Here is a 25,296-nt window from a genome sequence, read left to right on the forward strand (position 1 = left end):
GATTCCCTTGAGACCTGATCTGTGATTCATCCTGTTTGGGAGGATGGATCATGTCAGCACCTTTGCCATCTGCGCTTCGGATACGGTTTCAGAGATACATTGAAGAAGGGTTGAGCGGGCGCGCGGCGGCGTTGCGGTTGAAGCTGTCGCCTGCCACAGGCGCGCGGTGGGCGCGTCAGGTGAGGATGAAGGGTCATGCGGAACCTGCCCGGCAGGGACCGCCGCGCGGCAAGGGAAAGCTGGCTCCGCATCGGGAATTCTTTGAGGAGTTGATCGCACAAGACCCTGACATCACGCTCTTTGAGTTGCGTAATGCGCTGGCCGATGCAGAGGGTGTGCGGGTGCATCACTCCTCCATCGCCAACCTTCTGTCCCGGCTCGGCTTCACGTACAAAAAAAGTCGCTGGTCGCCACCGAGCGCCGCCGCGCCAAGGTAAGGCAGCAACGGGCCGACTGGTTCAGATACCGCTCGCCAGCCATTGCGACCTTTCCTGAGCGCGTTGTCTTTATTGACGAAACCGCAGTGAAGACAAACCTCACGCGCCTACGCGGCAGAGCCAAGCGCGGTAAGCGCCTGACGATGGATGCGCTCTTCGGAAGCTGGGGAACCCAAACCTTGATCGCGGGCCTGACCCAAGGCGCGCTGATCGCACCTTGGGTCATCAAGGGAGCGATAGATGGCCCCGCCTTCGCGGCCTACATCCGCGAAGTGCTGGTCCCCGAGATCAACCCCGGCACTGTCGTCATTCTCGACAACCTGGCAACCCACCGGAATAAGGAGGCGACGCAGGCTTTACGCAATCACGGCTGCTGGTTCCTTTACCTGCCACCGTACTCGCCCGACCTGAATCCCATCGAGCAGGCCTTCTCTAAACTGAAAGCCCATTTGCGACGGATCGGGGCCAGGTCCTTTACCCAGGTCTTCGAAGCAATCGGAGCAATCTGCGATCTCTACGACCCAGTAGAATGCTGGAACTACTTTAAGGCCGCCGGATATGTCTCAGGTTAATGTCGAAACGCTTTAGATGTGGCGAAAACGGCAAGATACCGCTGAGGCGTTGCGAATCAACAATATATTTTGTGCGAAAAGGTCAAAAACACCGTGACCTTGGGGCTGTAAACCGATAAAGAATCTGGGTAATAATAAGCGCGACAGCGTAGCGGGACAACAAAGCAAAAAAACTGAGAGGCGGCAGACCAATGACACTCAACCTGAATATGCCCACCGAGGTGGACCTGAGGCCACGGATCACCGTATTCGGTGTCGGTGGTGCAGGCGGCAATGCCGTCGACAATATGATCGAAAAACAACTTGAGGGCGTGGAATTCGTTTCCGCCAATACCGACAGTCAGGCGCTGTCGGCGTCCAAGGCACCCAAGAAGATTCAGATGGGCGTGAAAGTCACCGAAGGTCTTGGCGCAGGCGCGCGCCCCTCGGTCGGCGCAGCAGCCGCTGAAGAAACCATTGAAGAGATCGTGGATCACCTGGCCGGCGCACATATGTGCTTTATCACCGCCGGAATGGGCGGCGGCACCGGCACCGGCGCGGCCCCGATCATCGCGCAGGCGGCGCGGGAACTTGGCGTTCTGACCGTTGGCGTTGTCACCAAACCTTTCCAGTTCGAAGGCGCCAAGCGGATGCGCCAGGCTGAGGAAGGCGTTGAATCGCTGCAAAAGATGGTCGACACGCTGATCATCATTCCGAACCAGAACCTGTTCCGACTGGCGAATGAGAAGACGACCTTTACCGAGGCATTCTCGATGGCGGATGACGTGCTCTATCAGGGCGTCAAAGGCGTGACGGACCTGATGGTCCGTCCGGGGCTGATCAACCTCGACTTTGCCGACGTCCGCGCCGTGATGGACGAGATGGGCAAAGCCATGATGGGCACGGGCGAGGCTGAGGGCGAAGATCGCGCCACGCAGGCCGCCGAAAAGGCCATCGCCAACCCGCTGCTGGACGAGATCAGCCTGAAAGGCGCCCATGGCGTGCTGATCAACATCACCGGCGGCACCGATCTGACGCTGTTCGAACTGGACGAAGCGGCCAACCGGATCCGGGAAGAGGTGGACCCGAACGCGAATATCATCGTCGGTTCGACCATGGATACCGAAATGGACGGCATGATGCGCGTTTCGGTTGTTGCGACCGGAATTGATGCGGCTGACGTGACGCTGGACGTTCCGGTGCCACGCCGTCGCCTGTCTGAACCGCTGGGAAGTGCTGTGCCGATGGACAACGGTGCGCCGACCTCTGATTTCGACCCGGTTGAGCCTGAGGCAGAGGAGGTGACCGAAGACGACGGCCCTTTATTTAGCGCTCTGGAAGAGCCTGCCGTCCAGAACACATCGGATATGGGCCTGTTCAGCGATGACGTTGACGACGGCGCGGACATGGTGCCGCCGCCCGCCTATCAGCCAGAGGCTTCGGTGGCTGAAGATGTGGCCTATGCCGACAGCGACGATATGGTGGCCGACACTGATTTCGGCGCGGGCAACTCGACCCCGGCACCGGAAACGCTGGCCCGGCTTCAGGCCGCTGTTCAGCGTGGAAGCACAGATCGCGCCCCGGCCAGGGAAGCGGATGCGGACAAACCGCGCTTTGGCATCAACACACTGATCCACCGTATGACCGGCCATCACGAGGATGAGGAACCGACCGCATCCGCCGCCCCGGCGCGTCGCCAGCCACCCGTCAGCAGTCCCGCTGCACCGGCGGCATCGACCGACACGTCAAGGCTGCGGGTTGAAGACGACACATTCTCGCCCGAGGATGAGCGGATCGAAATCCCCGCGTTCCTGCGCCGTCAGGCAAATTAATCCGGGCCAATTGTGACACGAAGGGGCTGGCAATCGCCGGCCCTTTTTCGTTGCAGATCAGCGGGTTGCGGGCGCGATGTTGGGAATAGGCAATTTATCGCCGAACGCCTGACGCCCGTGTTTCAACCCGTTGCAAAGATTGAGTTGAGGATACCGCGCCCAAAGCCTAGGAAACTGATGCCGGGTGCGTAATGCCCGGCCAACAAAAAAATGGGGACTTTAGTGCAAGCCACTCTGAAATCACCGATCAGTTTTTCCGGCGTCGGCCTGCATGGCGGTCAGCCGGTTCGGATGACACTGCACCCGGCTTCGGCCGAATTCGGCATCTGGTTCCGCCGCACTGACATCACCGACCGTGACGCTCTGATCGCCGCCAAATGGCACGCGGTGAGTGAATCGGAACTCTGCACCCGGATCAGCAATGACGAAGGCGTCTCGGTCTCGACCGTCGAACACATTCTGGCAGCCATCGCTGGTTGCGGCATCCACAACGTTCTGATCGAAATCGACGGCCCCGAAGTGCCGATCCTGGACGGCAGCGCGGCCGAATTCGTCAGCGCCATCCTGGCACGTGGGCTGCGCCGGTCTGATGCGGTTGTGCGCGCCATCGAAATTCTGGAACCGGTCGAGGTTCGCCGCGGCGACGCATGGGCGCGTCTGGACCCGGGCGCGACCCTGTCCATCGACTTTCACATCGACTTTGCCGACGCCGCAATTGGCGTTCAGGACAAATCGCTGAACATGGCCAACGGCACGTTCGTTCACGAACTTTGCGACAGCCGCACCTTCTGCCGCTCGATCGACGTGGACGCGATGCGCGCCCGTGGTCTGGCGCTGGGTGGCACCTATGAAAACGCCGTGGTTGTTGACGGGGCTGATGTTCTGTCGCCCGGCGGCCTGCGCCACAAGGATGAGCCGGTGCGCCACAAGATGCTGGATGCGCTGGGTGACCTGGCCCTGGCCGGTGCCCCGATCCTGGGCAGCTATTCCGGCCACCGCGCCGGGCATGCACTGACCAACGCGCTGCTGCGGGCGCTGTTTGCCAACCCGGATGCCTACCGCATGGTGGATTGCGACGATGCGCGCACCGCGCAATTGCCCGGTGCCGGTCTTGATCGTTCGGACGCGCCGCTGACCGCGTAAGGCGGTCTTCACGATGATCTGCGCATGTTTCCGCCAAAGGGCGTTTTCTCTGACCGGTGACCTGTGCTAGACCGAAGCGCGGATGGCGCGGTTTTGTCGTCCGAACTGTAAGAATAGACAGGTATAGGTGGCCCGATGGCGCGACTCAGTCTCAAGCTGATGGCATCTGCAACGGCGGTTCTGCTGATCGCAGGGTGCAGTGGCGGTGGTGGCGGCATTCCAGGCGCTGGCGTGCTCAAGAACATGTTTGCGACGGATGAAAAGCCGCTGGACAGTTTCTCGGCCGAGGAAATCTATCAACGGGCCGAATTTGAGCTGGAGAAAGGCGACGAAGAAGAAGCCGCCCGATACTTTGGCGAGGTTGAGCGCCTGTACCCCTATTCCGAATGGGCCAAGCGCGGGCTGATCATGCAGGCCTTCAGCTATCACCGGGACAAGGATTACGAAAACGCGCGTTCTGCGGCGCAGCGTTATGTCGATATCTATCCGGCTGACAAAGATGCCGCCTATGCGCAATATCTGCTGGCGCTGTCCTATTACGATCAGGTGGACGACGTGGGCCGTGATCAGGGGCTGACCTTTCAGGCGCTGCAATCCCTGCGCGAAGTGATCGAGAAATACCCCGACAGCGAATATGCCCGCTCGGCCAGTCTGAAATTCGACCTTGCCTTCAACCATCTGGCTGGCAAGGAAATGGAGATCGGGCGCTATTATCTGCGCAAGAAACACTACACCAGCGGCATCAACCGGTTCCGCGTGGTGGTCGAGGAATTCCAGACCACGACCCACACGCCGGAAGCCCTGCACCGCCTGGTCGAAAGCTATCTGGCGCTTGGTCTGGATGCCGAAGCGCAGACAGCGGCGGCGATTCTGGGCCACAACTATCGCTCGACCGAGTGGTATCAGGACAGCTTTGCGCTGCTGCGCGGGCGCGGGCTTAGCCCCGAAGCCAAGGGCAGCGGCTGGCTGAGCCAGATTTACCGACAGGTTGTGAAGGGCCAATGGCTCTGACACACAGGGCGCATGCTACGCGGCCTTGATATCCGTGATTTGCTGATCATTGACCGGCTGGAACTTGGGTTTCAGCCGGGTCTGAACGTATTGACCGGAGAGACGGGTGCGGGCAAATCCATTCTGCTGGATGCGTTGGGGTTTGTGCTGGGCTGGCGGGGCCGCGCCGAACTGGTGCGCGCCGGGGCTGATCAGGGCGAAGTGATCGCCTGGTTCGATCTGGTCGCAGACCATCCCGCACGCAGGGTTCTGGAAGAGGCAGGCCTGCCGGTCGAGGATGAGTTGATCCTGCGCCGGGTCAATTCCGCCGACGGGCGCAAGACGGCCTATGTGAACGACCGCCGCGCCTCGGGCGAGGTGTTGCGCGCCCTGTCCGATACGCTGGTGGAATTGCACGGGCAGCATGATGATCGCGGGCTGTTGAACCCGCGCGGCCATCGCGCGTTGCTGGATGAATTCGCCGGGAACGACACGGCAATTGCTGCGGTGCGCACGGGGTGGCGCGGCAAGGCGGCGGCGCAAGCCGCGCTGGAGGCCGCGCAGACCGCCCTGGCCGAGGTCCGCGCTGAGGAGGAGTTTCTGCGCCACGCGGTGGGTGAGCTTGACGCGCTGAATCCGCAACCGGGGGAGGAGGCGACACTGGATGCCGCCCGCCGCCTGATGCAGAACGCCGAACGGATTCGCGAAGGAATAACCAAAGCACATCAATCACTTGGCACTGAAGGTGCCGAAGGCCCGATGCTGGACGCGCAGCGCTGGCTGGATGACGCAGCGGGTGAGGTTGAGGGGCGATTGGACGCGCCTCTGGCGGCCCTGGGGCGCGCGTTGAACGAATTGGCCGAAGCGGAACAGGGGGTCGCGGGCTGCCTGCAGGCGCTGGATTTCGATCCCGGCGCATTGGAACAGGCAGAAGAGCGTTTGTTTGCGATCCGCGCGCTTGCCAGAAAGCACGAGGTTCTGCCCGATGACCTCTCTGCCTTCGCCGATTCGCTGCGCGCCAAAATCGCAGCTCTGGACGCGGGCGAAGGGGATCTGGCGCAGCTGGCGGAGGATCTGCGGCGCGCCGAAACCGCCTATGACAAGGCGGCGATGAAGCTGGGCAAGCGGCGCACCTCGGCGGCGAAACGGCTGGATGCGGCGATGGCCGCTGAACTGGCCCCGCTGAAGATGGAGCGTGCTGTCTTTGCAACCGAAATCATGCCTGCCGATCCCGGCCCTGAGGGGGCCGAGGCGGTCACTTTCACCGTCGCCACCAACCCCGGCGCGCCGTCCGGTGCGCTGAACAAGATCGCCTCGGGCGGAGAGCTCAGCCGGTTCCTGCTGGCGTTGAAGGTCTGCCTGACGGCGGGCAACGACGGCCTGACGCTGATCTTTGACGAGATTGATCGCGGTGTCGGCGGGGCCACGGCGGATGCGGTCGGGCGGCGGCTGGCCGCATTGGCCGAAGGATCGCAGGTGCTGGTCGTCACACACTCACCGCAAGTCGCGGCGCGCGGCGGGCACCACTGGCAGGTCAGCAAATCGGTCGCCGGAGAGGTTACGACATCTGCCGTCATCCCACTGGATCCACCCGCCCGCGTGGACGAGATTGCGCGGATGCTGGCAGGCGACACGGTGTCGGAGGAGGCACGCGCGGCAGCACGGGCGCTGTTGGCGGGGTAGGGGTATGGGTGCAGCGCTGTTGGCCTGGAGTGGATGTTCGCACAGCCCACTTCTTCGCCCGGAATCAAGCCCGATAGGGCGCCGGGCGATCGCCTGACCGTCCCCCGGGCAGGCGATTTCGTCGGGTCGTGAGTTCTTCCTATCTCAGAGTTATCGCTGCGCCATAAATTGCCACACACGCAAGTTGGATCGCCTACCCCCGGTCAGACGCTCGCCCGGCTTGGCGATTGATCACCAACCTCTGCGCGGGGCCATGTCCACTTCGGATATCTTAAAGCGTTTCGGCTTGAACCTGAATCGCGAGGGATTCCCTTGAGACCTGATCTGTGATTCATCCTGTTTGGGAGGATGGATCATGTCAGCACCTTTGCCATCTGCGCTTCGGATACGGTTTCAGAGATACATTGAAGAAGGGTTGAGCGGGCGCGCGGCGGCGTTGCGGTTGAAGCTGTCGCCTGCCACAGGCGCGCGGTGGGCGCGTCAGGTGAGGATGAAGGGTCATGCGGAACCTGCCCGGCAGGGACCGCCGCGCGGCAAGGGAAAGCTGGCTCCGCATCGGGAATTCTTTGAGGAGTTGATCGCACAAGACCCTGACATCACGCTCTTTGAGTTGCGTAATGCGCTGGCCGATGCAGAGGGTGTGCGGGTGCATCACTCCTCCATCGCCAACCTTCTGTCCCGGCTCGGCTTCACGTACAAAAAAAGTCGCTGGTCGCCACCGAGCGCCGCCGCGCCAAGGTAAGGCAGCAACGGGCCGACTGGTTCAGATACCGCTCGCCAGCCATTGCGACCTTTCCTGAGCGCGTTGTCTTTATTGACGAAACCGCAGTGAAGACAAACCTCACGCGCCTACGCGGCAGAGCCAAGCGCGGTAAGCGCCTGACGATGGATGCGCCCTTCGGAAGCTGGGGAACCCAAACCTTGATCGCGGGCCTGACCCAAGGCGCGCTGATCGCACCTTGGGTCATCAAGGGAGCGATAGATGGCCCCGCCTTCGCGGCCTACATCCGCGAAGTGCTGGTCCCCGAGATCAACCCCGGCACTGTCGTCATTCTCGACAACCTGGCAACCCACCGGAATAAGGAGGCGACGCAGGCTTTACGCAATCACGGCTGCTGGTTCCTTTACCTGCCACCGTACTCGCCCGACCTGAATCCCATCGAGCAGGCCTTCTCTAAACTGAAAGCCCATTTGCGACGGATCGGGGCCAGGTCCTTTACCCAGGTCTTCGAAGCAATCGGAGCAATCTGCGATCTCTACGACCCAGTAGAATGCTGGAACTACTTTAAGGCCGCCGGATATGTCTCAGGTTAATGTCGAAACGCTTTAGGCTTGCCACCCATCCGACTCCACCTCAATTCACCTGCACAACCTTCCCGGGGTTCAGGATATTCCCCGGATCCAGCGCCTTCTTGATCTCGCCCATCACGCCCCAGGCTGGCCCGTGTTCTTCGGCCATATCGGCCATTTTGCCGATCCCGACGCCGTGTTCACCGGTGACCGTCCCGCCCAGGCGAAGCGCGCGTTCCGCCAGCCGGGCGCTGATCTGCTTGGCGGCGGCGACTTCTTCCGGGTTATCGACGTCCACCAGCAGTGTCGCGTGGAAGTTGCCATCACCCACATGCCCCAGGATCGGCCCCGGAAACGGCGCCTTGGCCAGGTCTTCCTGGGTTTCCGCAACCGCCTCGGCGAGATTAGAGATCGGCACGCAGATGTCGGTTGCCTGCCCGCGCGCACCGGGGCGCAGCGCGGTATGGGCGTAAAACCCGTCATGGCGCATCCGCCACAGGGCGCGGCGATCTTCTTCACGGCTGGCTTGCTGGAACTCTCCGGCGCCGAAATCATTCGCCACCTCGGCAAAGCGCGCCGCACTTTCCGCGACCGATGCGTCAGAGCCGTGGAATTCCAGCATCAGATGCGGCAATTCGGGATAGTCCGTCCCGGCATAGGCATTGAAGGACTGAACGGACAGCGTGTCCAGCAACTCAATCCGGGCCATCGGAATGCCCGCCTGAATGGTCGCGATCACCGTATCGACGGCGGCTGCCACACTTGGAAAGCTGGTCATTGCGGCCATCGTCGCCTCGGGCCGGCCATGCAGTTTCAGCGTCAGTTCCGTGATCAGCCCCAGCGTGCCTTCCGACCCGACGAACAACGCCGTCAGGTCATATCCGGCCGAGGATTTGCGCGCCCGTGTCCCGGTTTGGATGATCCGCCCGTCGGCCATCACGACCTCCAGCCCCAGCACGTTGTCGCGCATCGTGCCATAGCGTACCGCCGTCGTCCCCGAAGCGCGCGTCGCCGCCATGCCGCCCAGTGCCGCATCGGCGCCGGGATCGACCGAAAACATCAGGCCGGTTGCGCGCAGCTCCTCATCCAGCTCGCGCCGGGTCACACCAGGTTGCACCCGGCAGGTCAGGTCTTCGGGATGCACCTCGGTCACCTTTTTCATGCGCGAGAAGTCGACCGTCACCCCACCGCGCGTCGCCAGCGAGTGCCCTTCAAGCGAGGTCCCCGTGCCCCAGGGAACCACGGGACAGCCAAAGCGCGCGCAAATCTTCACAATGTCCGAGACTTGTTGCGTCGACGTCGGGAATGCCACCGCATCAGGTGGTGCATCGGAAAAATGCACCTCGGACTTACCGTGAATCTCCAGATCGGCCTTGGCGGTGCTCAAGCCTTCGCCTAACAGGGTCTGCAGTTCGGCAATGGCGGCAGAAATCGTCATGACGCGGATCCTCGTTGGTCTTGCCGGGCAGTACCCTAAGCCAGTCAGGCGGCATGGGGAAGTCCGACGGATCGCCTGACCGGAGCACGCAGCCAGGGCGATGAACGACCGCACGCGCACCATTCTGATGGCCCGATGGGCCAGGGCGATGGCCGCGCAGCGGCGCGCCTGGCGGGTGCTGCGCAGCCGCGGCCCCAGTCAGCTGCAATTCTGGATCATCGCGCTGATCATCGGGTGTTCTGCCGGGTTCGCGGCATTGTTGTTTCGCAAGGGCATCAACCTGTTACAGGCCGCTTTGTACGGCACAGATGACACGGCGCGCCTGCACACTTTTGCGGAAACACTCGCCTGGTACTGGATTTTGCTGATTCCGATTGCGGGCGGATTGATCGTTGGCATCCTCCTCAACCGGTATACGCCCGATGGTCAGGTGCGCGCGGTTGCCGATGTGATCGAAGGGGCGGCCCTGCATGAGGGGCGGGTCGAAACCAAAGCCGGGCTCGCCTCGGCGGCGGCTTCGCTGATCACACTGTCTTCGGGGGGATCAACGGGCCGCGAGGGGCCGGTGGTGCATCTGGCGGCGATGATCTCCTCCTGGGTGTCGAACCGGATCAATGCAGACGGGATCACCGGCCGGGATCTGCTGGGCTGCGCCGTGGCCGCCGCCGTCAGCGCGTCGTTCAACGCCCCCATCGCTGGGGCGCTGTTCGCGCTGGAGGTCGTGTTGCGCCACTTTGCGGTCCACGCCTTTGCGCCCATTGTTATCGCCAGCGCCGCGGGCACCGTCATCAGCCGTCTGGCTTTCGGCGATGTCACCGAATTCACGCTGGGCACAGACGGCGCATTGGAATTCTATGTTGAATTGCCCGCCTTCATTCTGCTTGGTCTGGTCTGTGGTGTCGTCGCGGTCATCCTGATGCGCGGGATCTTCTGGGCGGATGATTTTGCCAGCCAGGTCCAGGCCCGCACCCGCCTGCCACGGATCCTGCGCCCCGCAGTGGCCGGTGCGATGCTGGGCGCGCTGGCGATCTGGTTCCCGCATATCATCGGCGTCGGATATGAGACGACCTCGGACGCGCTGACCGGGAACCTGCTGCTGCGCGAGGTGATTATTTTAGCCGCCCTGAAGGTCGTCGCTGTTGCCATCACCATGTCGGGGCGGATGGGGGGCGGGGTGTTTTCGCCCTCGCTGATGATCGGGGCGCTGACCGGGCTGGCGTTCGGGCTGATCGCAACGGCGGTGTTCCCGAACGTGTCGGGATCCGAAACGCTTTACGCGCTGGCCGGAATGGGGGCGGTGGCGGCTGCGGTTCTGGGGGCGCCGATATCCACAACGCTGATCGTGTTTGAACTGACCGGCGACTGGCAAACCGGGCTGGCGGTCATGGTCGCGGTGTCGCTGTCGACGGCGCTGGCCTCGCGCCTTGTGCATCGCTCGTTCTTCCTCACCCAGATCGAACGGCGCGGCGTGCATCTGGCCGCCGGGCCGCAGGCCTATCTGCTGGCGATGTTCAGCGCCCGCCACGTGATGCGCCCGGTCGACGGGGATGAGGCGACCGAGGCTTGCTGGGATCTGATCGCCGAAGGCGTTCAGGTTGACGCTGACGCCACGCTGGAGGTCGCAATGCCATTGTTTGAGGTGTCGAACCTTGCCTATGTTCCCGTGGTTACGCAGGCCGAGGATGGCAGCGCACCAGAACTTCTGGGCGCGCTTTATCAGGTGGACGCGCTCAGGGCCTACAACCGCGCACTGGCCGCAACAGCTGCGGAAGAACATTCCTGACAGCCTGCGCCATGCACGGCCTGAACAAACGAAGGGGCAACTGATGACTGAGGTTTTCACCGGCAGCTTCACCCAGCAGGATCCCCTGCCACCGGCGGCGATCGAAGCGGCGAATGCCGTCATGCGATCTGGCAGGCTGCACCGCTATAACCTGACCGAGGGCGAAGTCGGAGAGGCCGCATTGCTCGAATCCGAATTCGCCGCCTTCGCCGGCGCGCGCCACTGCGTCGCCGTCGCCTCGGGCGGGCAGGCCATGGCCATAGCCCTGCGCGCCACGGGCGTCGCCCTCGGCACGCCGGTGCTGACCAACGCTTTCACACTCGCCCCCGTTCCCGGCGCCATCGCGGCGGTTGGGGCGCAACCGGTCTTCGTCGGCACGACCGAGGCGCTGACAATCGACCTTGATGATCTTGCGGCAAAGATCGCGACCACCAGGGCCCGCCACCTGCTGCTGTCCCACATGCGTGGGCACATCGCCGACATGGACGCGCTGATGACGATCTGCGACGGCGCGGGCGTGACGGTGATCGAGGATTGCGCCCACACCATGGGGGCGGATTGGAACGGCACGCCCTCGGGCCGTCACGGGGCGTTGGCCTGCTATTCCACCCAGACCTACAAGCACATAAATTCGGGCGAAGGCGGGCTGCTGACCACCGACGATCCGGACCTTGCCGCCAAGGCGGTGCTGATGTCGGGCAGCTATATGCTCTATGCCCACCACGGCACCGCGCCCGCGCGCGAGGTGTTCGAGGCGCACCGCTACGACACCCCCAACATGTCCGCCCGGATGGACCACCTGCGCGCCGCCATCCTGCGCCCGCAAATCCCGCTTCTGCCCGAACGCCGCGCCGCCTGGAACGCCCTCTATGCAGCGGTCGAAGATGGTCTGCGCGGCCTCAACCAACTCGCCCTGATCGACCGCGACCCCCGCGAAGGCTTTGTCGCCTCGTCAATCCAGTGGCGGCTGCCCGAATGGCCAGCCGCCGCCATCGAAGCGCTGATCGCCGCCTGTGCCACCCGCGGCGTGGCCCTGAAATGGTTCGGTGCTGCCACGCCCACCGGCTTCACTTCGCGCCATTCCCACTGGCACTACGCCAACCCCGAACCGCTGCCCAGGACCGAGGCGATCCTGTCAACCCTGATCGACATGCGCCTGCCACTAACATTCACCACCGAGGGCGCCGCCCTGATCGCCCGAATTATTGCCGACGAGGTGCGAAACCACACCCCGCCCCAACCCCATCATTGACCCAGAAATATCCCGGGGAGGTCTGGAGGGGCTGGCCCCTCCAGCTACGGCTCGCAGCCACGAACCGGCGGATTTTACATCCGACGGCCCCGGCCCGGTCGGCGCACAACGTTGACTCCACGCGCCTTGCACCCGACCATTGAACCCACCGTACCGGAGCGCAAAGATGTTCACCCATTCCATGACATTCGCCCTTGGCGACGACATCGACGCCCTGCGCGACCTGACCCACCGCTGGGCGCAGGAACGCCTGATACCGATGGCCAACGGGATCGATGCCGACAACGTCTTCCCGTCCGAGCTTTGGCGCGAAATGGGTGACCTCGGCCTGCTGGGGATCACCGTGCCCGAAGAATTCGGCGGGGCGGATATGGGATACCTCGCCCATGTGGTCGCGGTGGAGGAACTGGCGCGCGCCTCCGCCTCGGTCAGCCTGTCCTACGGGGCGCATTCAAATCTCTGCGTCAATCAGATCAACCTGAACGGCAGCGAGGATCAGAAACAGCGGTTTCTGCCTGGCCTGGTGCCCGGCGACCATGTCGGCGCGCTCGCAATGTCCGAAGCGGGGGCGGGCAGCGATGTGGTGTCGATGAAGCTTTCGGCTGAAAAACGGAACGATCATTACCTGCTGAACGGCAACAAATACTGGATCACCAACGGCCCGGATGCGGATGTACTGGTGGTCTACGCCAAAACTGACCCTCAGGCCGGCTCCAAGGGTATCACCGCATTCCTCATCGAAAAATCCATGACCGGCTTCGCCACCAGCCCGCATTTCGACAAGCTGGGGATGCGCGGCTCCAACACCGCCGAGCTGATCTTTGATGACGTTCAGGTCCCGTTTGAGAACGTGCTAGGCGAACAAGGGCGCGGCGTCGCCGTCCTGATGTTGGGCCTCGACTATGAACGCGTCGTCCTCAGCGGCATCGGCCTTGGCATCATGGCCGCTTGCCTAGATGAAGTGATGCCCTACCTGTCCGAGCGGCGCCAGTTCGGGCGACCGATCGGGGAGTTTCAGCTGATGCAGGGCAAGATCGCCGATATGTACACCGCGCTGAATTCCGCCCGCGCCTATACCTATGAGGTCGCGCGCGCCTGTGATCGCGGCACTGTGACGCGCGCTGACGCGGCGGCCTGTGTACTGTATGCCAGCGAACAGGCGATGAAGGTCGCACATCAGGCGGTGCAGGCGATGGGCGGCGCGGGGTTCCTCGCCGACGCGCCCGTGGCACGGCTGTTCCGCGATGCCAAACTGATGGAGATTGGCGCAGGAACCAGCGAAATCCGCCGGATGCTGATCGGGCGAGAGATGATGGAGAAGATGATCTGACGATGGGCGCGACCACGCGCCGCCTCGGTTCGGTTGGTGCAAGCAATAGCGCGCCGAGCCCGACATTGCCCGCCTGACCGGGCGCCAAATCACAAACGATTATTATCGGAGCACCACTGATGAAACACCTCGCCCTGACCCTTGCCCTGACGTTGATCTCGGGGCCTGCGCTGGCGCAGGACGCAGCCGCCCGCGATGGCGTTCTGGACTGCCTGCGCGATGTTGACAACGGGACCAGCTGGAACCAGTGCCTGAACCTGATGTTCGAGTCCTGTGATCCCGGCGCGGTCGGCACCCGTGACCACGCCGCCTGCCTGTTTGGCCTGCGCGAAAACTGGCGCCACGATATGCAGCTTCGCCAGACCGAAGTTCTGAAAACCGTGACACCCGAAGGCGGGGCCACGCTGGTTGATCTGCTTTCTGCCTGGCCGACTTTTGTTGACAAGAAATGCTCCACAGTGGCCGCCGAAAAGGAAGACATCGGCGCAGCATCGGCCCGCCTGGGCTGTGAGGTATCCGAAGTCGTCCTAATCTCGTCCGAGTTGCGGTCTTGCCTGGATGGGCGATCGCGCGAAGACTACTGCGTTCACGCGGACTGAGCGCGCGCCTAAAGCTCACCCGCCAAGGCAGCGGCGTCTGCTTTATCTTTTGTCGAAAGACCGGCGGCGAAATCATTGCAATCACTGGCAAATTCGGCAACCAGATCTGGCCGCGCATCCTGTTCGGCCAGATCAACCGCTTTGAGGCAATAGGCAAGAACCTCAACCGGGTCATACGCCCAATGGCCTTCGACATCGCGCAACAGAAACGCGATATTCAGGGCCGCGCGCGGATGGTTCAGGTACAGCGCTTCGAAATACAGCGCATAGGCCGCGGTGACATCACGCACCACGCCATAGCCGTTTTCGTACATCGCCCCAAGGTTCGAGATTGCGTTCCCATTGCCAAGTAGGGCCGCCTCTTGAAACAGCGCCAGCGCGTCTGAATAATCCTGCGTGACGCCGGTGCCGTCGATATAAAGTTTGCCCAGATTGCTCATGGATTGGGATGCCCCCAGGGCGACCCCGCCACGGTAATATTGCTGGGCCAGATCGAAATCGGGCGCGCCGCGCTTGCCGGATTCGAAGATGTAACCAAGGTTGGTAAACGCGTCCGGGTTCTTGGAGGCCGCGGCCTTCAGGTACCACCTGATCGCTTCTTCAATGTCAGGCGCGATCCCGTCCCGGCCATTTTCATATAGCAGCCCAAGGTTATAGCGGGCGCGCGAAAATCCCTGATTTGCGGATTTTATCCACAATTCCAACGCCTTGTCGTGATCCTGCGTCACCCCGTTGCCTTCGTCATAGGCGTCCGCGACGATATTTTGCGCATTGGCATCACCGGCCTCGGCGGCCGGAATCAGGGTTTTCAGCGCCGCCTCAAACTCTCCGTCCAGGTACATTTGCCGCGCGTCGTCCACTGGTCCGGCCAGCGCCGTTCCTGCAACAAGGGCCGCGATCAGGGTCAGCAATTTGCGCATCAGGGCCTCCGCCACTGTGATGGGCGGATGCTAACGGGAAATGAGGCGCGCGGCCATGGTTTTGGTCAGGAGTTTTCCCGCCGGTCCTCGAAGCTCAGCTCGATGAACGAGGGCATGTGATCGCCCATGCCAACCACCCGATTGCCGCCATCGCGCCCCCGGTCCCGGGATTTGCCGCGTCCGGCCTGGTCGTCTTTTTCGGAGTCACGGCCACGGTTGGTTTGGTCGTTGTCGCCCTTGTCCCGGCCACGCCCACGCCCGCCACGGCTGCGCTTTGGGGTATCGGACGGCGCATCGGCGGGTGCCTCTGCTGCGGCGTCCTTGATATCGGCAGGTACGTCGGCTGTTTTCGTGGCTGTTTCGGCCATTGTTTCGGGGGCCGGCGCATCATCTGTCGCTTGATCGGCTTTCTTGCGCCCGCGCCGGGTGCGGGTCGGTTTCTTATCCGCATCCGGGGTGTCGGTCGGGGCAGGGGCCGCGCCCGATTGCAGCGGGTTGTCCAATACCGGGACGTCCTTGCCAAGCAGGCGCTGCACGCCATCCAGGTTTTTGGTGTCCAGCGGCGCACAGATCATGATCGCCTTGCCAGATTTCCCGGCACGCCCCGTGCGTCCGATCCGGTGGACGTAATCTTCCGGGTGGCTGGGCACGTCGAAATTGAACACATGGCTGACATCCGGGATGTCGAGGCCGCGCGCCGCAACGTCAGAACACACCAGATATTTCAGCGTCTGATCGCGAAATTCGGTCAGGGTGCGCGTTCGCTGGCTCTGATCCAGATCGCCGTGGATCGGCGCGGCATCGTAACCCGATTTCTTCAGCGACTTCGCCACCGTATCCACATCCGTCTTGCGGTTGCAGAAGATCATCGCGTTGGTGCATTTGTCACCTTCGGCATCAATCAGCGCGCGCAGAAGCTTGCGCTTTTCGCTGGCCATGCTGCCCCGGCTGCCGCCACGAAACATCACCACGCCCTGTTCGATGGTTTCCGAGGCCGTGGCCTGGCGCGCCACTTCGATCTTAGCAGGGTTGGAAAGGAACGTGTTGGTAATCCGCTCAATCTCGGGCGCCATGGTGGCGCTGAAGAACAGGGTCTGGCGGGTGAAGGGGGTCAGGCCGAAGATCCGCTCGATATCCGGGATGAACCCCATGTCGAGCATCCGGTCAGCTTCGTCCACGACCATGACCTGAACACCGGTCAGCAACAGTTTGCCACGCTCAAAATGATCCAGCAGGCGGCCCGGCGTGGCGATCAGTACGTCGACGCCCTTGTCGATCAGCACGTCCTGTTCCTTGAAACTGACCCCGCCGATCAGCAGCGCCTTGGTCAGCTTGGTGTTCTTGGCATAGGTGTCGAAGTTTTCGGCCACCTGCGCGGCCAGTTCGCGCGTCGGGGCCAGCACCAGCGACCGGGGCATCCGCGCGCGGGCGCGTCCGCGCCGCAGCAGCGTGATCATCGGCAAAACGAAACTCGCCGTTTTGCCGGTGCCGGTCTGGGCGATACCCAGAACGTCGCGGCCATCCAATGCGGGCGGTATCGCGCCTTCCTGGATCGGAGTGGGTGAATCATAGCCTGCATCGGCAATGGCGGATAGGACCTTTGGGTCCAGCTTCAGGTCAGAGAATTTGGTCATTCGCATCCGTATGTTTGCGAACCCGTCCCCTGGCCCGCGCGTCCCGTATTGCTTGGCCCATATGACCGACCGGGAAATCCCGGTTGCAATGCATCTTGCCCGTTGCCCTACGGGCTTTTTAGCCAGCGGTCAACGCAGGGTTTGCGCGGCGCGAAAACCCCATTGATCGCAATTGGAACCCGGGATCGGACCCTCAGCGAATTAAATAGCCAAATCGAACATGCCTTACTTTTGCACGAAAGGTCCCGCATTGAAGACAGGATGCACGTGTAGGTTGCGGCAGTCGATATTATAGAACGGAGAACTTCCATGCAGAACATACTGAACAGCCAGGCCGCTATGGCCGTTGCCTCGATCTTGTGCGGCGTGGCCCTGCTTTATCTGGTGTTATCGCGGACTTTGAAGCGCCGCGCGGCCGAGCGTGAAGAAAACGAAGTGGCCGCCGACTAAGCAATCGCAGCGGCGGCCCGCATCAGGTATTGCGGGTTGCACATGCGGATACTCGCCCGGCTCAATTCGCGCCAAAATTGTGGCGCGGGCCGGGCGTTACACCATCATTTCCTTGGTTGCTGACAATGTCAGGGCCGGGTGATCCCGCTCAATCCGGTCAATGTCCCACTGCAGGCGGGTCAGAAAGACAGGGTCGCCGTCGTGATCACTGCTCATGTGGCCCTTGTTGGCGTCCATGAAGGTGTCCAGCTTGTCCTGCGGGCCGGTGACCCATCGGGCCGATGTGAATTGCGATGCCTCAAACCGGACCGGCAGGCCGTATTCCAACTCGATCCGGCTGGCGAGGACTTCGAACTGCAACTGCCCCACCACGCCGACAATAAAGCCAGCGCCGATCATCGGGCGAAACACCTTGGCGGCACCTTCCTCGGCAAATTGCATCAACGCCTTTTCCAGATGCTTGGATTTCAGCGGATCACCCGCGCGGCAGGTTTGCTGCAGTTCGGGCGCAAAGCTGGGAATGCCGGTGACGCGCAGGTTTTCGCCTTCGGTCAATGTGTCACCGATGCGCAGTTGCCCATGGTTCGGGATGCCGATGATGTCACCGGCCCAGGCCTCTTCCGCCAGTTCCCGGTCGCTGGCCAGGAACATCATCGGATTGGTAATTGCCATGGGTTTCTTCGATCTTACATGGGTCAGCTTCATCCCACGCATGAAGTGGCCCGAGGCCATGCGCACAAATGCCACGCGGTCACGGTGCTTGGGGTCCATGTTGGCCTGAACCTTGAAGACGAACCCGGCGACCTTGGTTTCATCCGGGCTGATCTGGCGCGGCTCGGCTGATTGCGGCTGTGGGACCGGGCCATAGGTGGCGATGCCGTCCATCAGCTCCTTCACACCGAAAGAATTGATCGCCGAGCCAAACCAGATCGGGGTCAGAGAGCCCTCCAGGAACGCCTTGGCATCAAACGGCGGCAGAAGTTCGCGTGCCATCTCAACTTCATCGCGCAAATTGTTGAGAAGGTTGCCAGGTACATGATCCGCAAGACGCGGATCATCCAGCCCGTCTATGGCAATGCTTTCGGCCACTTTGTTCCTGTCGGCGCGGTCCATCAGTTCCAGCCGGTCGTTCAGCATGTCATAGCAACCGATGAATTCGCGCCCCATGCCGATGGGCCAGGATGCCGGGGTTACGTCAATCGCAAGGTTCTCCTGGATCTCGTCAATAATCTCAAACGTATCACGGGCTTCGCGGTCCATCTTGTTGCAGAAGGTGAGGATCGGAAGATCGCGCAGGCGGCAAACCTCGAACAGTTTTTGGGTCTGGCTTTCAACACCCTTCGCCCCGTCAATCACCATGACCGCCGCATCCACCGCTGTCAGCGTGCGATAGGTGTCTTCCGAAAAGTCACTGTGGCCCGGCGTGTCCACCAAGTTAAATCGGAAGTCTTTGAAATCAAACGACATTGCGGAAGCAGAGACCGAAATGCCGCGATCCTTTTCCATCGCCATAAAGTCAGAACGCGTGCGCCGCGCCTCGCCCTTGGCGCGCACCTGACCGGCCATCTGGATCGCACCACCATAAAGCAGGAATTTTTCCGTCAGCGTGGTCTTGCCCGCGTCCGGGTGGCTGATGATCGCGAAGGTCCGCCGCCGGGCGATTTCTGCCGGCAGATCGGGCGTATTGCTGAGGGGCTGATCGAGTGACATTGCGGCGATATAGGTTACCCGGCACCGGCGCGCAATCGCGTGTCTTTCGCTGGGCGGGGCAAAGTGTTAGCGATTGCTGAAACTGCGAAGGGGATTGGTATGGACCTGGGGATCAAAGGCAAACGGGCGTTGGTATCGGCGTCGTCAAAGGGGTTGGGACTCGGCTGCGCCCAGGCCCTGGCCGAGGCGGGCTGTAATCTGGTGATGAACGCCCGCGGGGCCGAGGCGCTGGAAGAGGCCGCTGAGGCGATCCGTGCCGCACATGGCGTAACTGTCACCACCGTGGCTGCTGATGTGACCACCGAAGACGGGCGCGCGGCGCTACTGGACGCCGCCGGGGACGTTGACATTCTGGTCACCAACGCGGGCGGGCCGCCGCCGGGGATGTGGACGGATTGGTCGCGCGACGATTTCATCGGTGCGCTGGATGCCAACATGCTGACCCCGATCGCGCTGATGCAGGCGGCGCTGCCCGGGATGATGGACCGTGGCTGGGGCCGGGTGGTCAACATCACCTCAATGTCCGTCAAGGCGCCGATCCCGGTGCTGGGCCTGTCGAACGCGGCACGCACCGGGCTGACCGGGTTTGTTGCCGGAACGGCGCGGCAGGTTGCTGATAAAGGTGTCACAATCAACAACTTGCTGCCCGGCATTCATGCAACGGATCGGGCGATATCGCTGGATGGCGGCGTGGCGGATGCGCAGCGGATCACGCCGGAACAGGCCAAGGCCAACCGCGAGGCGACGATCCCAGTGCGCCGATATGGAACGGCCGAAGAATTTGGCGCGACCTGCGCCTTTCTGTGCAGCCAGCACGCCGGGTTCATCGTCGGGCAGAATATTCTGCTGGACGGCGGCGTCATTAATGCGACGTTCTGAGCCATGAAAGGATCCCGCCCCGAACAAGCCGCACTGAGCCGCGATACCGATATGTCGAAAACCGCCGAGACCCGTGCGGTGATTGAAGGCATGGTTGATGGTCTTAACGATCATCGAATTGACGATATCGGCGCGTTTTTCGCCGAGTCCTTTCGCTGGATGGGCAACACCGGTTGCGGCACCAAGGCTGGCCTGCGTGAATTCCAGGACAACTGGCAGAAACCGTTTCAGGCGGCGTTTTCCGACAAGGTCTGCATCGACGAAGCGCGCCTTTACATGGGCGAATGGGCCGCCGCCTTCGGCCGGCAGGAGGCGACGCATTCCGGCACCTTCATGGGGATCGCGCCAACCGGAAAGCGCATCGAAATCCGCTATATGGATTTCTGGAAGGTCGAGGATGGAAAGATCAGCGATAACTGGGTGATGGTGGATTTCCCGCATGTTCTGGCGAAACTTGGGAAAGACGTATTTGACGGCGAAGGTTGGGAAGCCTTCGACCGGGGCGACAAGGTGGCGCCGTCGCCAAAAACTTAATGCCTCCGGCGGGGATATTTTCGGGTCAATGATGGACTGAAGTGTGCCTGCGGAGCGTTCAGAAGACGATCCCGAGGACGACGATCATCAAGCCGATGGCCGAAACGAACACGGCAATCATGTTCAGCGGCAGCACTTTTTGAACGCGCGCGCGTAATTCATCATCACTCAGCCCGGCATTCCGGGCCTTCATGACCAGCCAGATGGCGCAGAAAATGCCTGCCAGCCCAAGCAGCGCAACCCCGGCGCCCGTCCAGATTATCCAGTTCATGCTTGCCTCCGCAGCCGTTGAAACCCGCCTAGCGGCAAGCGGCTTCGCGGGCAAGGGCTTGCCCCCGTTGCGGCCCGGCGCTAGGCGTGTCGCCAGATGATTTTGCCAGACCGGGGCCCGCCATGAACGATCAAGTCACAGACCCAACCTATCGCGTCACAGCTGATGAGCTGCGCCAGTTTATTGAACGTTTCGAACGTCTTGAGGCGGAAAAAGCTGACATCGCCGACCAGCAAAAAGAGGTGATGGCCGAAGCGAAGGGCCGGGGGTACGACACAAAAGTCATGCGCAAACTCATCAGCCTTCGCAAAAGGGACGCCGATGATATCGCCGAGGAAGAGGCGGTGCTGGACCTATACAAAGAAGCGTTGGGAATGCGCTAAATCAGGTCGGCGATTGCGAAAAATGCCAGCGGTTGTTCTTCGCAGGTAACGGCGAGGATGTGGCCGGTGGCGTCGATGTCGAGGCCTTTTGGCCCGCCCTCAGCCTCGTTCGTGCGGCCGCGCCTGAATACCTGTTCTGACAGAACCCGGACACTGCGCCGCGGGGCGTGATCGCCCTGCCACTGGCCGTCGGGCGCATGAAACACATGGACCAATGGCGCGCCCGCATCGGCAACGAAGGCGTGGCGGCCATCAGGTGAAAAACGCACGCCATGCGGGAAGCCGGTGCCGGTTAACTGGCCGTGCGATGCTGAGCGATGGTTCAACAGTTTTGTTCTGTCATAGATCTGCACGCTTGCGGTGAAATGATTGCTGACGGCCAGCCATCGGCAATCGGGCGTTTGGGTGATGCCATCGGGAACTTTCAGCCCGCGTTGCAGAAGAATCCGATTTCGCTGGCCTCCGCTATGCGCGATCCGGTGTTGGGTGACGCGGTTGCGATAGTTGTTGCAGACCAGAAGCTCAAAGCCCGCATCATCCACGCTGCTGACCAGCACTGAGCCCGGCGAATGCAGGCGGCGCGTCCAACTGGCGCGCGTGATCCGATGGCGCGCGGCAATTCGGATTGGGCTTGTTGCGCTGTGGGGCAGGTCGAACACCGCAACGCAGCCCCCGCGATTTGCGACCACCAGCGTCTGATCGTCGACGAAATCGAAGCCGTGTGGGTCGCACAGGTCACCCGAGGAAAATTCGGTCGCGCCGGTGATGGCGATACGCGGCGCGGGGGCGGTGCAATCGATGTCGACGTTCAGGATCAGGCAGCAATTTGCCGCATAGCCCGCCAGGGCCAGCTTGCGGCAATTGGGTGAAAAGCGCAGATCCTCGGTCCGGCCAAGGCGCGCCAGCAAACAGGCTGTATCGGCATCGAGAATCGGGGTCACCTCCGGTGCCGTGGGTACGCCCGATCTGTTCAAGGTGGTTTTTGCAGCCATTAACCATTGGTCGCGCAGAAAAGAGTTCGGTTCAACAAGTCATCGCTGACGCCCTCGGCTTTTTCGGTGGACAGGCGTCGTTGGCGCGATACCTTCGACCCAGATAGCGCCGGAGGCCGCCCTGACACCCCAGACCTTTCCATTCTGGCCCGAATTATTCGGGTTCAAGACATTGGCGCTGTTCGATCTTTGGTCGATCACGCATTTCCTGTCCGGCTTTGCGATGCTGACGACCCTGCGCCTGTTTGCCCCGCAGACGCTTGCGACCCGTCAGGCGCTGATCTGGTGTCTGGCCGCGTCATCCGCCTGGGAAATCGTCGAGATCTATCTGGAGTTGGGGCTGCTCGGAACCGGGGTGCAGGCCTGGTTCGCCGGGGTCGAACATTGGGCCAACCGGCTGATTACCGATCAGGCCTTGTTTTGCGCCGGTTTTCTGGTCGCAACACGTCTTCCGGTTCTGGTGGTGCCGGCCAAGATCCTGTCGCTGGGCTGGCTGGCGGTGCATGTGTTCTGGCTGCCGCATTCGATGTATTTGCACGATGTGCTGTGGCCCTGAGCGTTACGGCCGGATGAACACCACATCCTTCATTTGCGCCAGTTTCTCGATATCGGCTTCATAACGGCGTGTCAGTTTGGCGATCAAACCAGGGGTCCAGCCCGGCAGGTCGAATTCCTCTTCAATCTCAGCCTCGATGACGAATTTGTCCAGAAACGCGGATGTCACCTCGCGCCGGGCCGCGATCGAGTTTGGGGGGCGGGCCTCGATATACTCCAGCATGCCTTTCAGGCCTTCGGGGTGCATGATCTCGGCCAGGATATCGGTGTCGCCATCCACCACTTCGTCATCTTCAAGATCCGCGACCATGCGCAGAACCTCTGGCCAGATCAGCGGCAGGTCTTCGTTGCACCACAGGATGATCCGGCATCCGGGGTTTGCGTCCTGAATCTGCTGAACCAGATCGGCCCAGGACAGGCTGTGCGGGTCGGTTTCGTTGAGGAATTCCGAAAAGCTTTGATCACCGCCATAAACCGCGAACATCGTCGGCACCCATGTCGCCGAGTTTCGGATTCCAAGTGCGAATTCCACCTGATCGTCTGGAAACAACGCGCGCAGCCACGTGGTTTTTTGCGCGCCATCGTAAAGCGTGCCATTGGCAATTGCCTGGCGTTCGTCGCCAAGAAACCTGTCGTGATCAAATATAACGCGATCCGCATTACTTGAACCCAGGATCTGAGATTTGATCGCCGCCTGTTCGTCAGCTGTGGTATTCGTACCTTTTAGGCGCAGCGCCTCTCTGTTCAGAAGCGTGCGATAAATCCGGGGCCGGGGGACGCCCACGTCAAGCTCTCCCAGCCGCGCGAGGTTTTTGCGTAAAGCGATCAACAAACGCTCGGCATCGGTTCCGTGCGCGCCAATGTGGAATACGAATTGCATCGACGTGTCGGACCTGCCTGCTTGCCCAGTTTGGCCGGATCATAGGGCTGAATTCTGGACAGGGGAACCGGTTATGCGTTAAGGGCGCGTAAATGGTTGAGCAAAACACTCAAGTTAACCGAGCGCGCAGAATTGCGGTGCTTGATCGCTGGTCGCTGGGGGCGCTGGCGATTGCGCTTCTGGTCGCGCTGCCGATATGCGCGATCGGCTGGCTGGCGCTTGGTCCGTCGCAGGGTATCTGGGCGCATCTGTGGGCAACGGTGCTGCCGCGTTATGTTGCGAATACGTTGATTATCGTGCTGGGGACCGGGGCATTGGCTGCAACGTTCGGGACTGGTGCGGCCTGGCTGGTGTCGGCGTATCGGTTCCCGGGGCACGGCTGGCTGCGCTGGGCCTTGCTGTTGCCACTGGCGGTTCCGGGCTATGTGGGCGCCTATGCGCTGGTTGACCTGTTGGAGTTTGCGGGGCCGGTTCAGACGATGCTGCGCGATGGGCTTGGCATTTCCCTGTCCGGGATCGACTGGCTGCCGGGGGTGCGGTCGCGCAGCATGGCGATTCTGGTGCTGGCGGCAGCGCTTTACCCTTATGTCTATCTGATGACGCGTGCCGCCTTCGCCGAACAATCCGCCCTGGCCCATGATGTGGCGCGCACCCTGGGGGCGGGGCCGTGGCGGCGCTTTTTCCGTGTGGCCTTGCCCCTGGCCCGCCCGGCAATTGCCGCGGGCACGGCGATCATCATGATGGAGGCTGCCGGCGATTTCGGCGTTGTCGAGTTCTTTGCCGTTCAGACGCTGACGACCGGCATATTCTCAACCTGGTTGGAGGCCGGGAACGCCGCCGGGGCGGCGCAGATTGCTGTCATCGTATTGATCCTGATGGCAGGGCTGGTCGGAATCGAACGGTCCAGCCGTCGCCATCAGCGCCATTTCGGACTGGCGCGGCGCGACAAAACGGCCGAGACGACCGAATTGACAGGGGTTGCCGCCTGGGGCGCGACGCTCGCCTGTATCGTGCCGGTTCTGGTCGGATTTGCCCTGCCGGTGGGTGTTCTGGCCTGGCATGCGGCAGATCGGCCCGAGCGTTGGGTGGATCCCGGCCTGGGCCGCGCGTTGTTTCACACGCTGACGACCGGGGCGCTGGCGGCCGGGCTGACCGTTCTGGCGGCCTTGTTCCTGGTCTATGGCGTGCGTCAGTCGGGACGGCTGTTGCCGCGATTTGTGCTGCCGGTCACCACCTCAGGCTATGCCGCGCCGGGGGCGGTGCTTGGGCTGGGTCTGCTGATCCCGCTGGCGGCATTCGACAACCGGGTTGCCGATGCGGCTGTGGCGTTTGGGCTGGGCGATCCGGGCCTTTTGCTGACCGGTGGGGCAGGGGCCATCGTGCTGGCTTATGGGGTTCGGTTCTTTGCCATTGCGCAGGGGGCGCTGGATGGCTCTATGGGGCGCATTCCGCCCAGTCTGGGGATGGCGGCGCGCACGCTGGGGCGCGGGCGCGCGCGCACGCTGTGGCTGGTCGAACTGCCGCTGATGCGCGCCTCGGTGGCGACTGCGTTGCTGTTGATCTTTGTCGATTGCGTCAAGGAACTGCCCGCCACGCTGCTGCTGCGGCCGTTCAATTATAACACGCTGGCAACCCGGGTTTACGAGCAAGCCTCACTCGAACGGATCGGCGACGCCGCCCCGGCGGCACTGCTGGTTGTGGCCGTGGGGATCGGTGCCGTCATGGTTCTGGCCCGCGCAGCACGCTGAAGGGCTTGCATG

General features: G+C 62.1%; 23 protein-coding genes. 16 read left to right on the forward strand and 7 right to left on the reverse strand.

Features of this window, described 5'->3' with window-relative positions; all coding sequences use genetic code 11:
• Positions 1-50 precede the first annotated feature (50 nt).
• From GKR99_05950 to GKR99_05975, 6 genes are all read left to right on the forward strand, one after another.
• Positions 51-1,009 (forward strand): IS630 family transposase gene (locus GKR99_05950; protein ID NKB27105.1). Its coding sequence is split into 2 segments (ribosomal slippage): positions 51-392 and positions 395-1,009, totalling 957 coding nucleotides; the frame shifts between segments, so codons are not numbered across the junction.
• Positions 1,010-1,200: 191 nt separating this feature from the next.
• Positions 1,201-2,820: a cell division protein FtsZ gene (gene ftsZ, locus GKR99_05955; GenBank protein NKB27106.1), complete on the forward strand. Its 1,620-nt coding sequence runs from the start codon at positions 1,201-1,203 to the stop codon at positions 2,818-2,820.
• 222 nt (positions 2,821-3,042) lie between these two features.
• A complete protein-coding gene (locus tag GKR99_05960) occupies positions 3,043-3,963 on the forward strand; it encodes a UDP-3-O-acyl-N-acetylglucosamine deacetylase (protein ID NKB27107.1) in 921 nt (306 codons plus the stop codon).
• A 135-nt stretch (positions 3,964-4,098) separates the two neighbouring features.
• A complete protein-coding gene (gene bamD / locus GKR99_05965; GenBank protein NKB27108.1) occupies positions 4,099-4,974 on the forward strand; it encodes an outer membrane protein assembly factor BamD in 876 nt (291 codons plus the stop codon).
• Positions 4,975-4,986: 12 nt separating this feature from the next.
• On the forward strand, positions 4,987-6,636 hold the full coding sequence (gene recN / locus GKR99_05970) for a DNA repair protein RecN (protein ID NKB27109.1): 1,650 nt from the start codon (positions 4,987-4,989) through the stop codon (positions 6,634-6,636).
• Between the two features lie 355 nt (positions 6,637-6,991).
• Positions 6,992-7,950, forward strand: a protein-coding gene (locus GKR99_05975) for an IS630 family transposase (GenBank protein NKB27110.1) whose coding sequence is annotated in 2 segments (ribosomal slippage) — positions 6,992-7,333 and positions 7,336-7,950 — 957 coding nt in all. Because the reading frame shifts where the segments join, the coding sequence is not laid out codon by codon here.
• Between the two features lie 40 nt (positions 7,951-7,990).
• On the opposite strand, the gene GKR99_05980 is transcribed toward GKR99_05975, so the two are convergent.
• Entirely contained in the window at positions 7,991-9,364 is a 1,374-nt protein-coding gene (locus GKR99_05980) for an FAD-binding protein (protein ID NKB27111.1), read from the reverse strand.
• 100 nt (positions 9,365-9,464) lie between these two features.
• Here GKR99_05980 and GKR99_05985 point away from each other — a divergent pair, with 100 nt between their 5' ends.
• The 4 genes from GKR99_05985 to GKR99_06000 all read left to right on the forward strand — a co-directional run bounded on the left by GKR99_05985 (position 9,465) and on the right by GKR99_06000 (position 14,328).
• Positions 9,465-11,147, forward strand: a complete 1,683-nt coding sequence (locus tag GKR99_05985; GenBank protein ID NKB27112.1) for a chloride channel protein — start codon at positions 9,465-9,467, stop codon at positions 11,145-11,147.
• 43 nt (positions 11,148-11,190) lie between these two features.
• A complete protein-coding gene (locus GKR99_05990; protein ID NKB27113.1) occupies positions 11,191-12,399 on the forward strand; it encodes an aminotransferase class I/II-fold pyridoxal phosphate-dependent enzyme in 1,209 nt (402 codons plus the stop codon).
• Positions 12,400-12,565: 166 nt separating this feature from the next.
• Positions 12,566-13,729, forward strand: a complete 1,164-nt coding sequence (locus tag GKR99_05995; protein ID NKB27114.1) for an isovaleryl-CoA dehydrogenase — start codon at positions 12,566-12,568, stop codon at positions 13,727-13,729.
• 119 nt (positions 13,730-13,848) lie between these two features.
• Entirely contained in the window at positions 13,849-14,328 is a 480-nt protein-coding gene (locus tag GKR99_06000) for a hypothetical protein (protein ID NKB27115.1), read from the forward strand.
• 8 nt (positions 14,329-14,336) lie between these two features.
• On the opposite strand, the gene GKR99_06005 is transcribed toward GKR99_06000, so the two are convergent.
• Complete coding sequence (locus GKR99_06005) at positions 14,337-15,248, reverse strand: hypothetical protein (GenBank protein ID NKB27116.1); 912 nt, start codon at positions 15,246-15,248, stop codon at positions 14,337-14,339.
• Between the two features lie 65 nt (positions 15,249-15,313).
• A complete protein-coding gene (locus tag GKR99_06010) occupies positions 15,314-16,882 on the reverse strand; it encodes a DEAD/DEAH box helicase (GenBank protein ID NKB27117.1) in 1,569 nt (522 codons plus the stop codon).
• 309 nt (positions 16,883-17,191) lie between these two features.
• Between GKR99_06010 and GKR99_06015 the strand changes: the two genes are divergently transcribed.
• Positions 17,192-17,332 (forward strand): hypothetical protein, encoded by a 141-nt coding sequence (locus tag GKR99_06015; protein NKB27118.1) that lies wholly within the window; start codon positions 17,192-17,194, stop codon positions 17,330-17,332.
• Between the two features lie 96 nt (positions 17,333-17,428).
• Here the strand turns inward: GKR99_06015 and GKR99_06020 are convergent, their stop codons facing one another.
• Positions 17,429-19,042: a peptide chain release factor 3 gene (locus tag GKR99_06020; GenBank protein NKB27119.1), complete on the reverse strand. Its 1,614-nt coding sequence runs from the start codon at positions 19,040-19,042 to the stop codon at positions 17,429-17,431.
• Positions 19,043-19,141: 99 nt separating this feature from the next.
• On the opposite strand from GKR99_06020, the gene GKR99_06025 reads away from it, so the two are divergent.
• Positions 19,142-19,921: an SDR family oxidoreductase gene (locus GKR99_06025; GenBank protein NKB27120.1), complete on the forward strand. Its 780-nt coding sequence runs from the start codon at positions 19,142-19,144 to the stop codon at positions 19,919-19,921.
• 3 nt (positions 19,922-19,924) lie between these two features.
• Positions 19,925-20,455, forward strand: coding sequence for a polyketide cyclase (locus GKR99_06030; GenBank protein NKB27121.1), 531 nt, complete (start codon positions 19,925-19,927; stop codon positions 20,453-20,455).
• Positions 20,456-20,513: 58 nt separating this feature from the next.
• Here GKR99_06030 and GKR99_06035 read toward each other — a convergent pair whose 3' ends face one another.
• Positions 20,514-20,726, reverse strand: a complete 213-nt coding sequence (locus GKR99_06035; protein ID NKB27122.1) for a hypothetical protein — start codon at positions 20,724-20,726, stop codon at positions 20,514-20,516.
• A gap of 122 nt (positions 20,727-20,848) precedes the next feature.
• Here GKR99_06035 and GKR99_06040 point away from each other — a divergent pair, with 122 nt between their 5' ends.
• Positions 20,849-21,109, forward strand: a complete 261-nt coding sequence (locus GKR99_06040; GenBank protein ID NKB27123.1) for a DUF2312 domain-containing protein — start codon at positions 20,849-20,851, stop codon at positions 21,107-21,109.
• Here the strand turns inward: GKR99_06040 and GKR99_06045 are convergent.
• Positions 21,106-22,101: a hypothetical protein gene (locus GKR99_06045; GenBank protein NKB27124.1), complete on the reverse strand. Its 996-nt coding sequence runs from the start codon at positions 22,099-22,101 to the stop codon at positions 21,106-21,108. The genes GKR99_06040 and GKR99_06045 overlap by 4 nt on opposite strands.
• A 172-nt stretch (positions 22,102-22,273) precedes the next feature.
• Here GKR99_06045 and GKR99_06050 point away from each other — a divergent pair, with 172 nt between their 5' ends.
• Positions 22,274-22,657 (forward strand): hypothetical protein, encoded by a 384-nt coding sequence (locus tag GKR99_06050; protein ID NKB27125.1) that lies wholly within the window; start codon positions 22,274-22,276, stop codon positions 22,655-22,657.
• Between the two features lie 3 nt (positions 22,658-22,660).
• Here GKR99_06050 and GKR99_06055 read toward each other — a convergent pair whose 3' ends face one another.
• Positions 22,661-23,536: a hypothetical protein gene (locus GKR99_06055; GenBank protein NKB27126.1), complete on the reverse strand. Its 876-nt coding sequence runs from the start codon at positions 23,534-23,536 to the stop codon at positions 22,661-22,663.
• A 92-nt stretch (positions 23,537-23,628) separates the two neighbouring features.
• Here GKR99_06055 and GKR99_06060 point away from each other — a divergent pair, with 92 nt between their 5' ends.
• The gene (locus GKR99_06060; GenBank protein ID NKB27127.1) at positions 23,629-25,284 is read left to right on the forward strand and encodes an ABC transporter permease subunit; all 1,656 of its coding nucleotides are present in this window, start codon (positions 23,629-23,631) and stop codon (positions 25,282-25,284) included.
• Positions 25,285-25,296 lie beyond the last annotated feature (12 nt).

It is taken from the genome of Paracoccaceae bacterium, from assembly GCA_012103375.1.
In the GTDB taxonomy this organism is placed as follows: Bacteria; Pseudomonadota; Alphaproteobacteria; order Rhodobacterales; family Rhodobacteraceae; genus WLWX01.

What these genes read in the sequence shown, in the direction of transcription:
- ftsZ (NKB27106.1), top strand. Translation starts at nt 1,201, where the DNA reads ATGACACTCAACCTGAATATGCCCACCGAGGTGGACCTGAGGCCACGG.
- bamD (NKB27108.1), top strand. Translation starts at nt 4,099, where the DNA reads ATGGCGCGACTCAGTCTCAAGCTGATGGCATCTGCAACGGCGGTTCTG.
- recN (NKB27109.1), top strand. Translation starts at nt 4,987, where the DNA reads ATGCTACGCGGCCTTGATATCCGTGATTTGCTGATCATTGACCGGCTG.
- GKR99_05980 (NKB27111.1), bottom strand. Translation starts at nt 9,364, where the DNA reads ATGACGATTTCTGCCGCCATTGCCGAACTGCAGACCCTGTTAGGCGAA.
- GKR99_05985 (NKB27112.1), top strand. Translation starts at nt 9,465, where the DNA reads ATGAACGACCGCACGCGCACCATTCTGATGGCCCGATGGGCCAGGGCG.
- GKR99_05990 (NKB27113.1), top strand. Translation starts at nt 11,191, where the DNA reads ATGACTGAGGTTTTCACCGGCAGCTTCACCCAGCAGGATCCCCTGCCA.
- GKR99_05995 (NKB27114.1), top strand. Translation starts at nt 12,566, where the DNA reads ATGTTCACCCATTCCATGACATTCGCCCTTGGCGACGACATCGACGCC.
- GKR99_06000 (NKB27115.1), top strand. Translation starts at nt 13,849, where the DNA reads ATGAAACACCTCGCCCTGACCCTTGCCCTGACGTTGATCTCGGGGCCT.
- GKR99_06005 (NKB27116.1), bottom strand. Translation starts at nt 15,248, where the DNA reads ATGCGCAAATTGCTGACCCTGATCGCGGCCCTTGTTGCAGGAACGGCG.
- GKR99_06010 (NKB27117.1), bottom strand. Translation starts at nt 16,882, where the DNA reads ATGACCAAATTCTCTGACCTGAAGCTGGACCCAAAGGTCCTATCCGCC.
- GKR99_06015 (NKB27118.1), top strand. Translation starts at nt 17,192, where the DNA reads ATGCAGAACATACTGAACAGCCAGGCCGCTATGGCCGTTGCCTCGATC.
- GKR99_06020 (NKB27119.1), bottom strand. Translation starts at nt 19,042, where the DNA reads ATGTCACTCGATCAGCCCCTCAGCAATACGCCCGATCTGCCGGCAGAA.
- GKR99_06025 (NKB27120.1), top strand. Translation starts at nt 19,142, where the DNA reads ATGGACCTGGGGATCAAAGGCAAACGGGCGTTGGTATCGGCGTCGTCA.
- GKR99_06030 (NKB27121.1), top strand. Translation starts at nt 19,925, where the DNA reads ATGAAAGGATCCCGCCCCGAACAAGCCGCACTGAGCCGCGATACCGAT.
- GKR99_06035 (NKB27122.1), bottom strand. Translation starts at nt 20,726, where the DNA reads ATGAACTGGATAATCTGGACGGGCGCCGGGGTTGCGCTGCTTGGGCTG.
- GKR99_06040 (NKB27123.1), top strand. Translation starts at nt 20,849, where the DNA reads ATGAACGATCAAGTCACAGACCCAACCTATCGCGTCACAGCTGATGAG.
- GKR99_06045 (NKB27124.1), bottom strand. Translation starts at nt 22,101, where the DNA reads ATGGCTGCAAAAACCACCTTGAACAGATCGGGCGTACCCACGGCACCG.
- GKR99_06055 (NKB27126.1), bottom strand. Translation starts at nt 23,536, where the DNA reads ATGCAATTCGTATTCCACATTGGCGCGCACGGAACCGATGCCGAGCGT.
- GKR99_06060 (NKB27127.1), top strand. Translation starts at nt 23,629, where the DNA reads ATGGTTGAGCAAAACACTCAAGTTAACCGAGCGCGCAGAATTGCGGTG.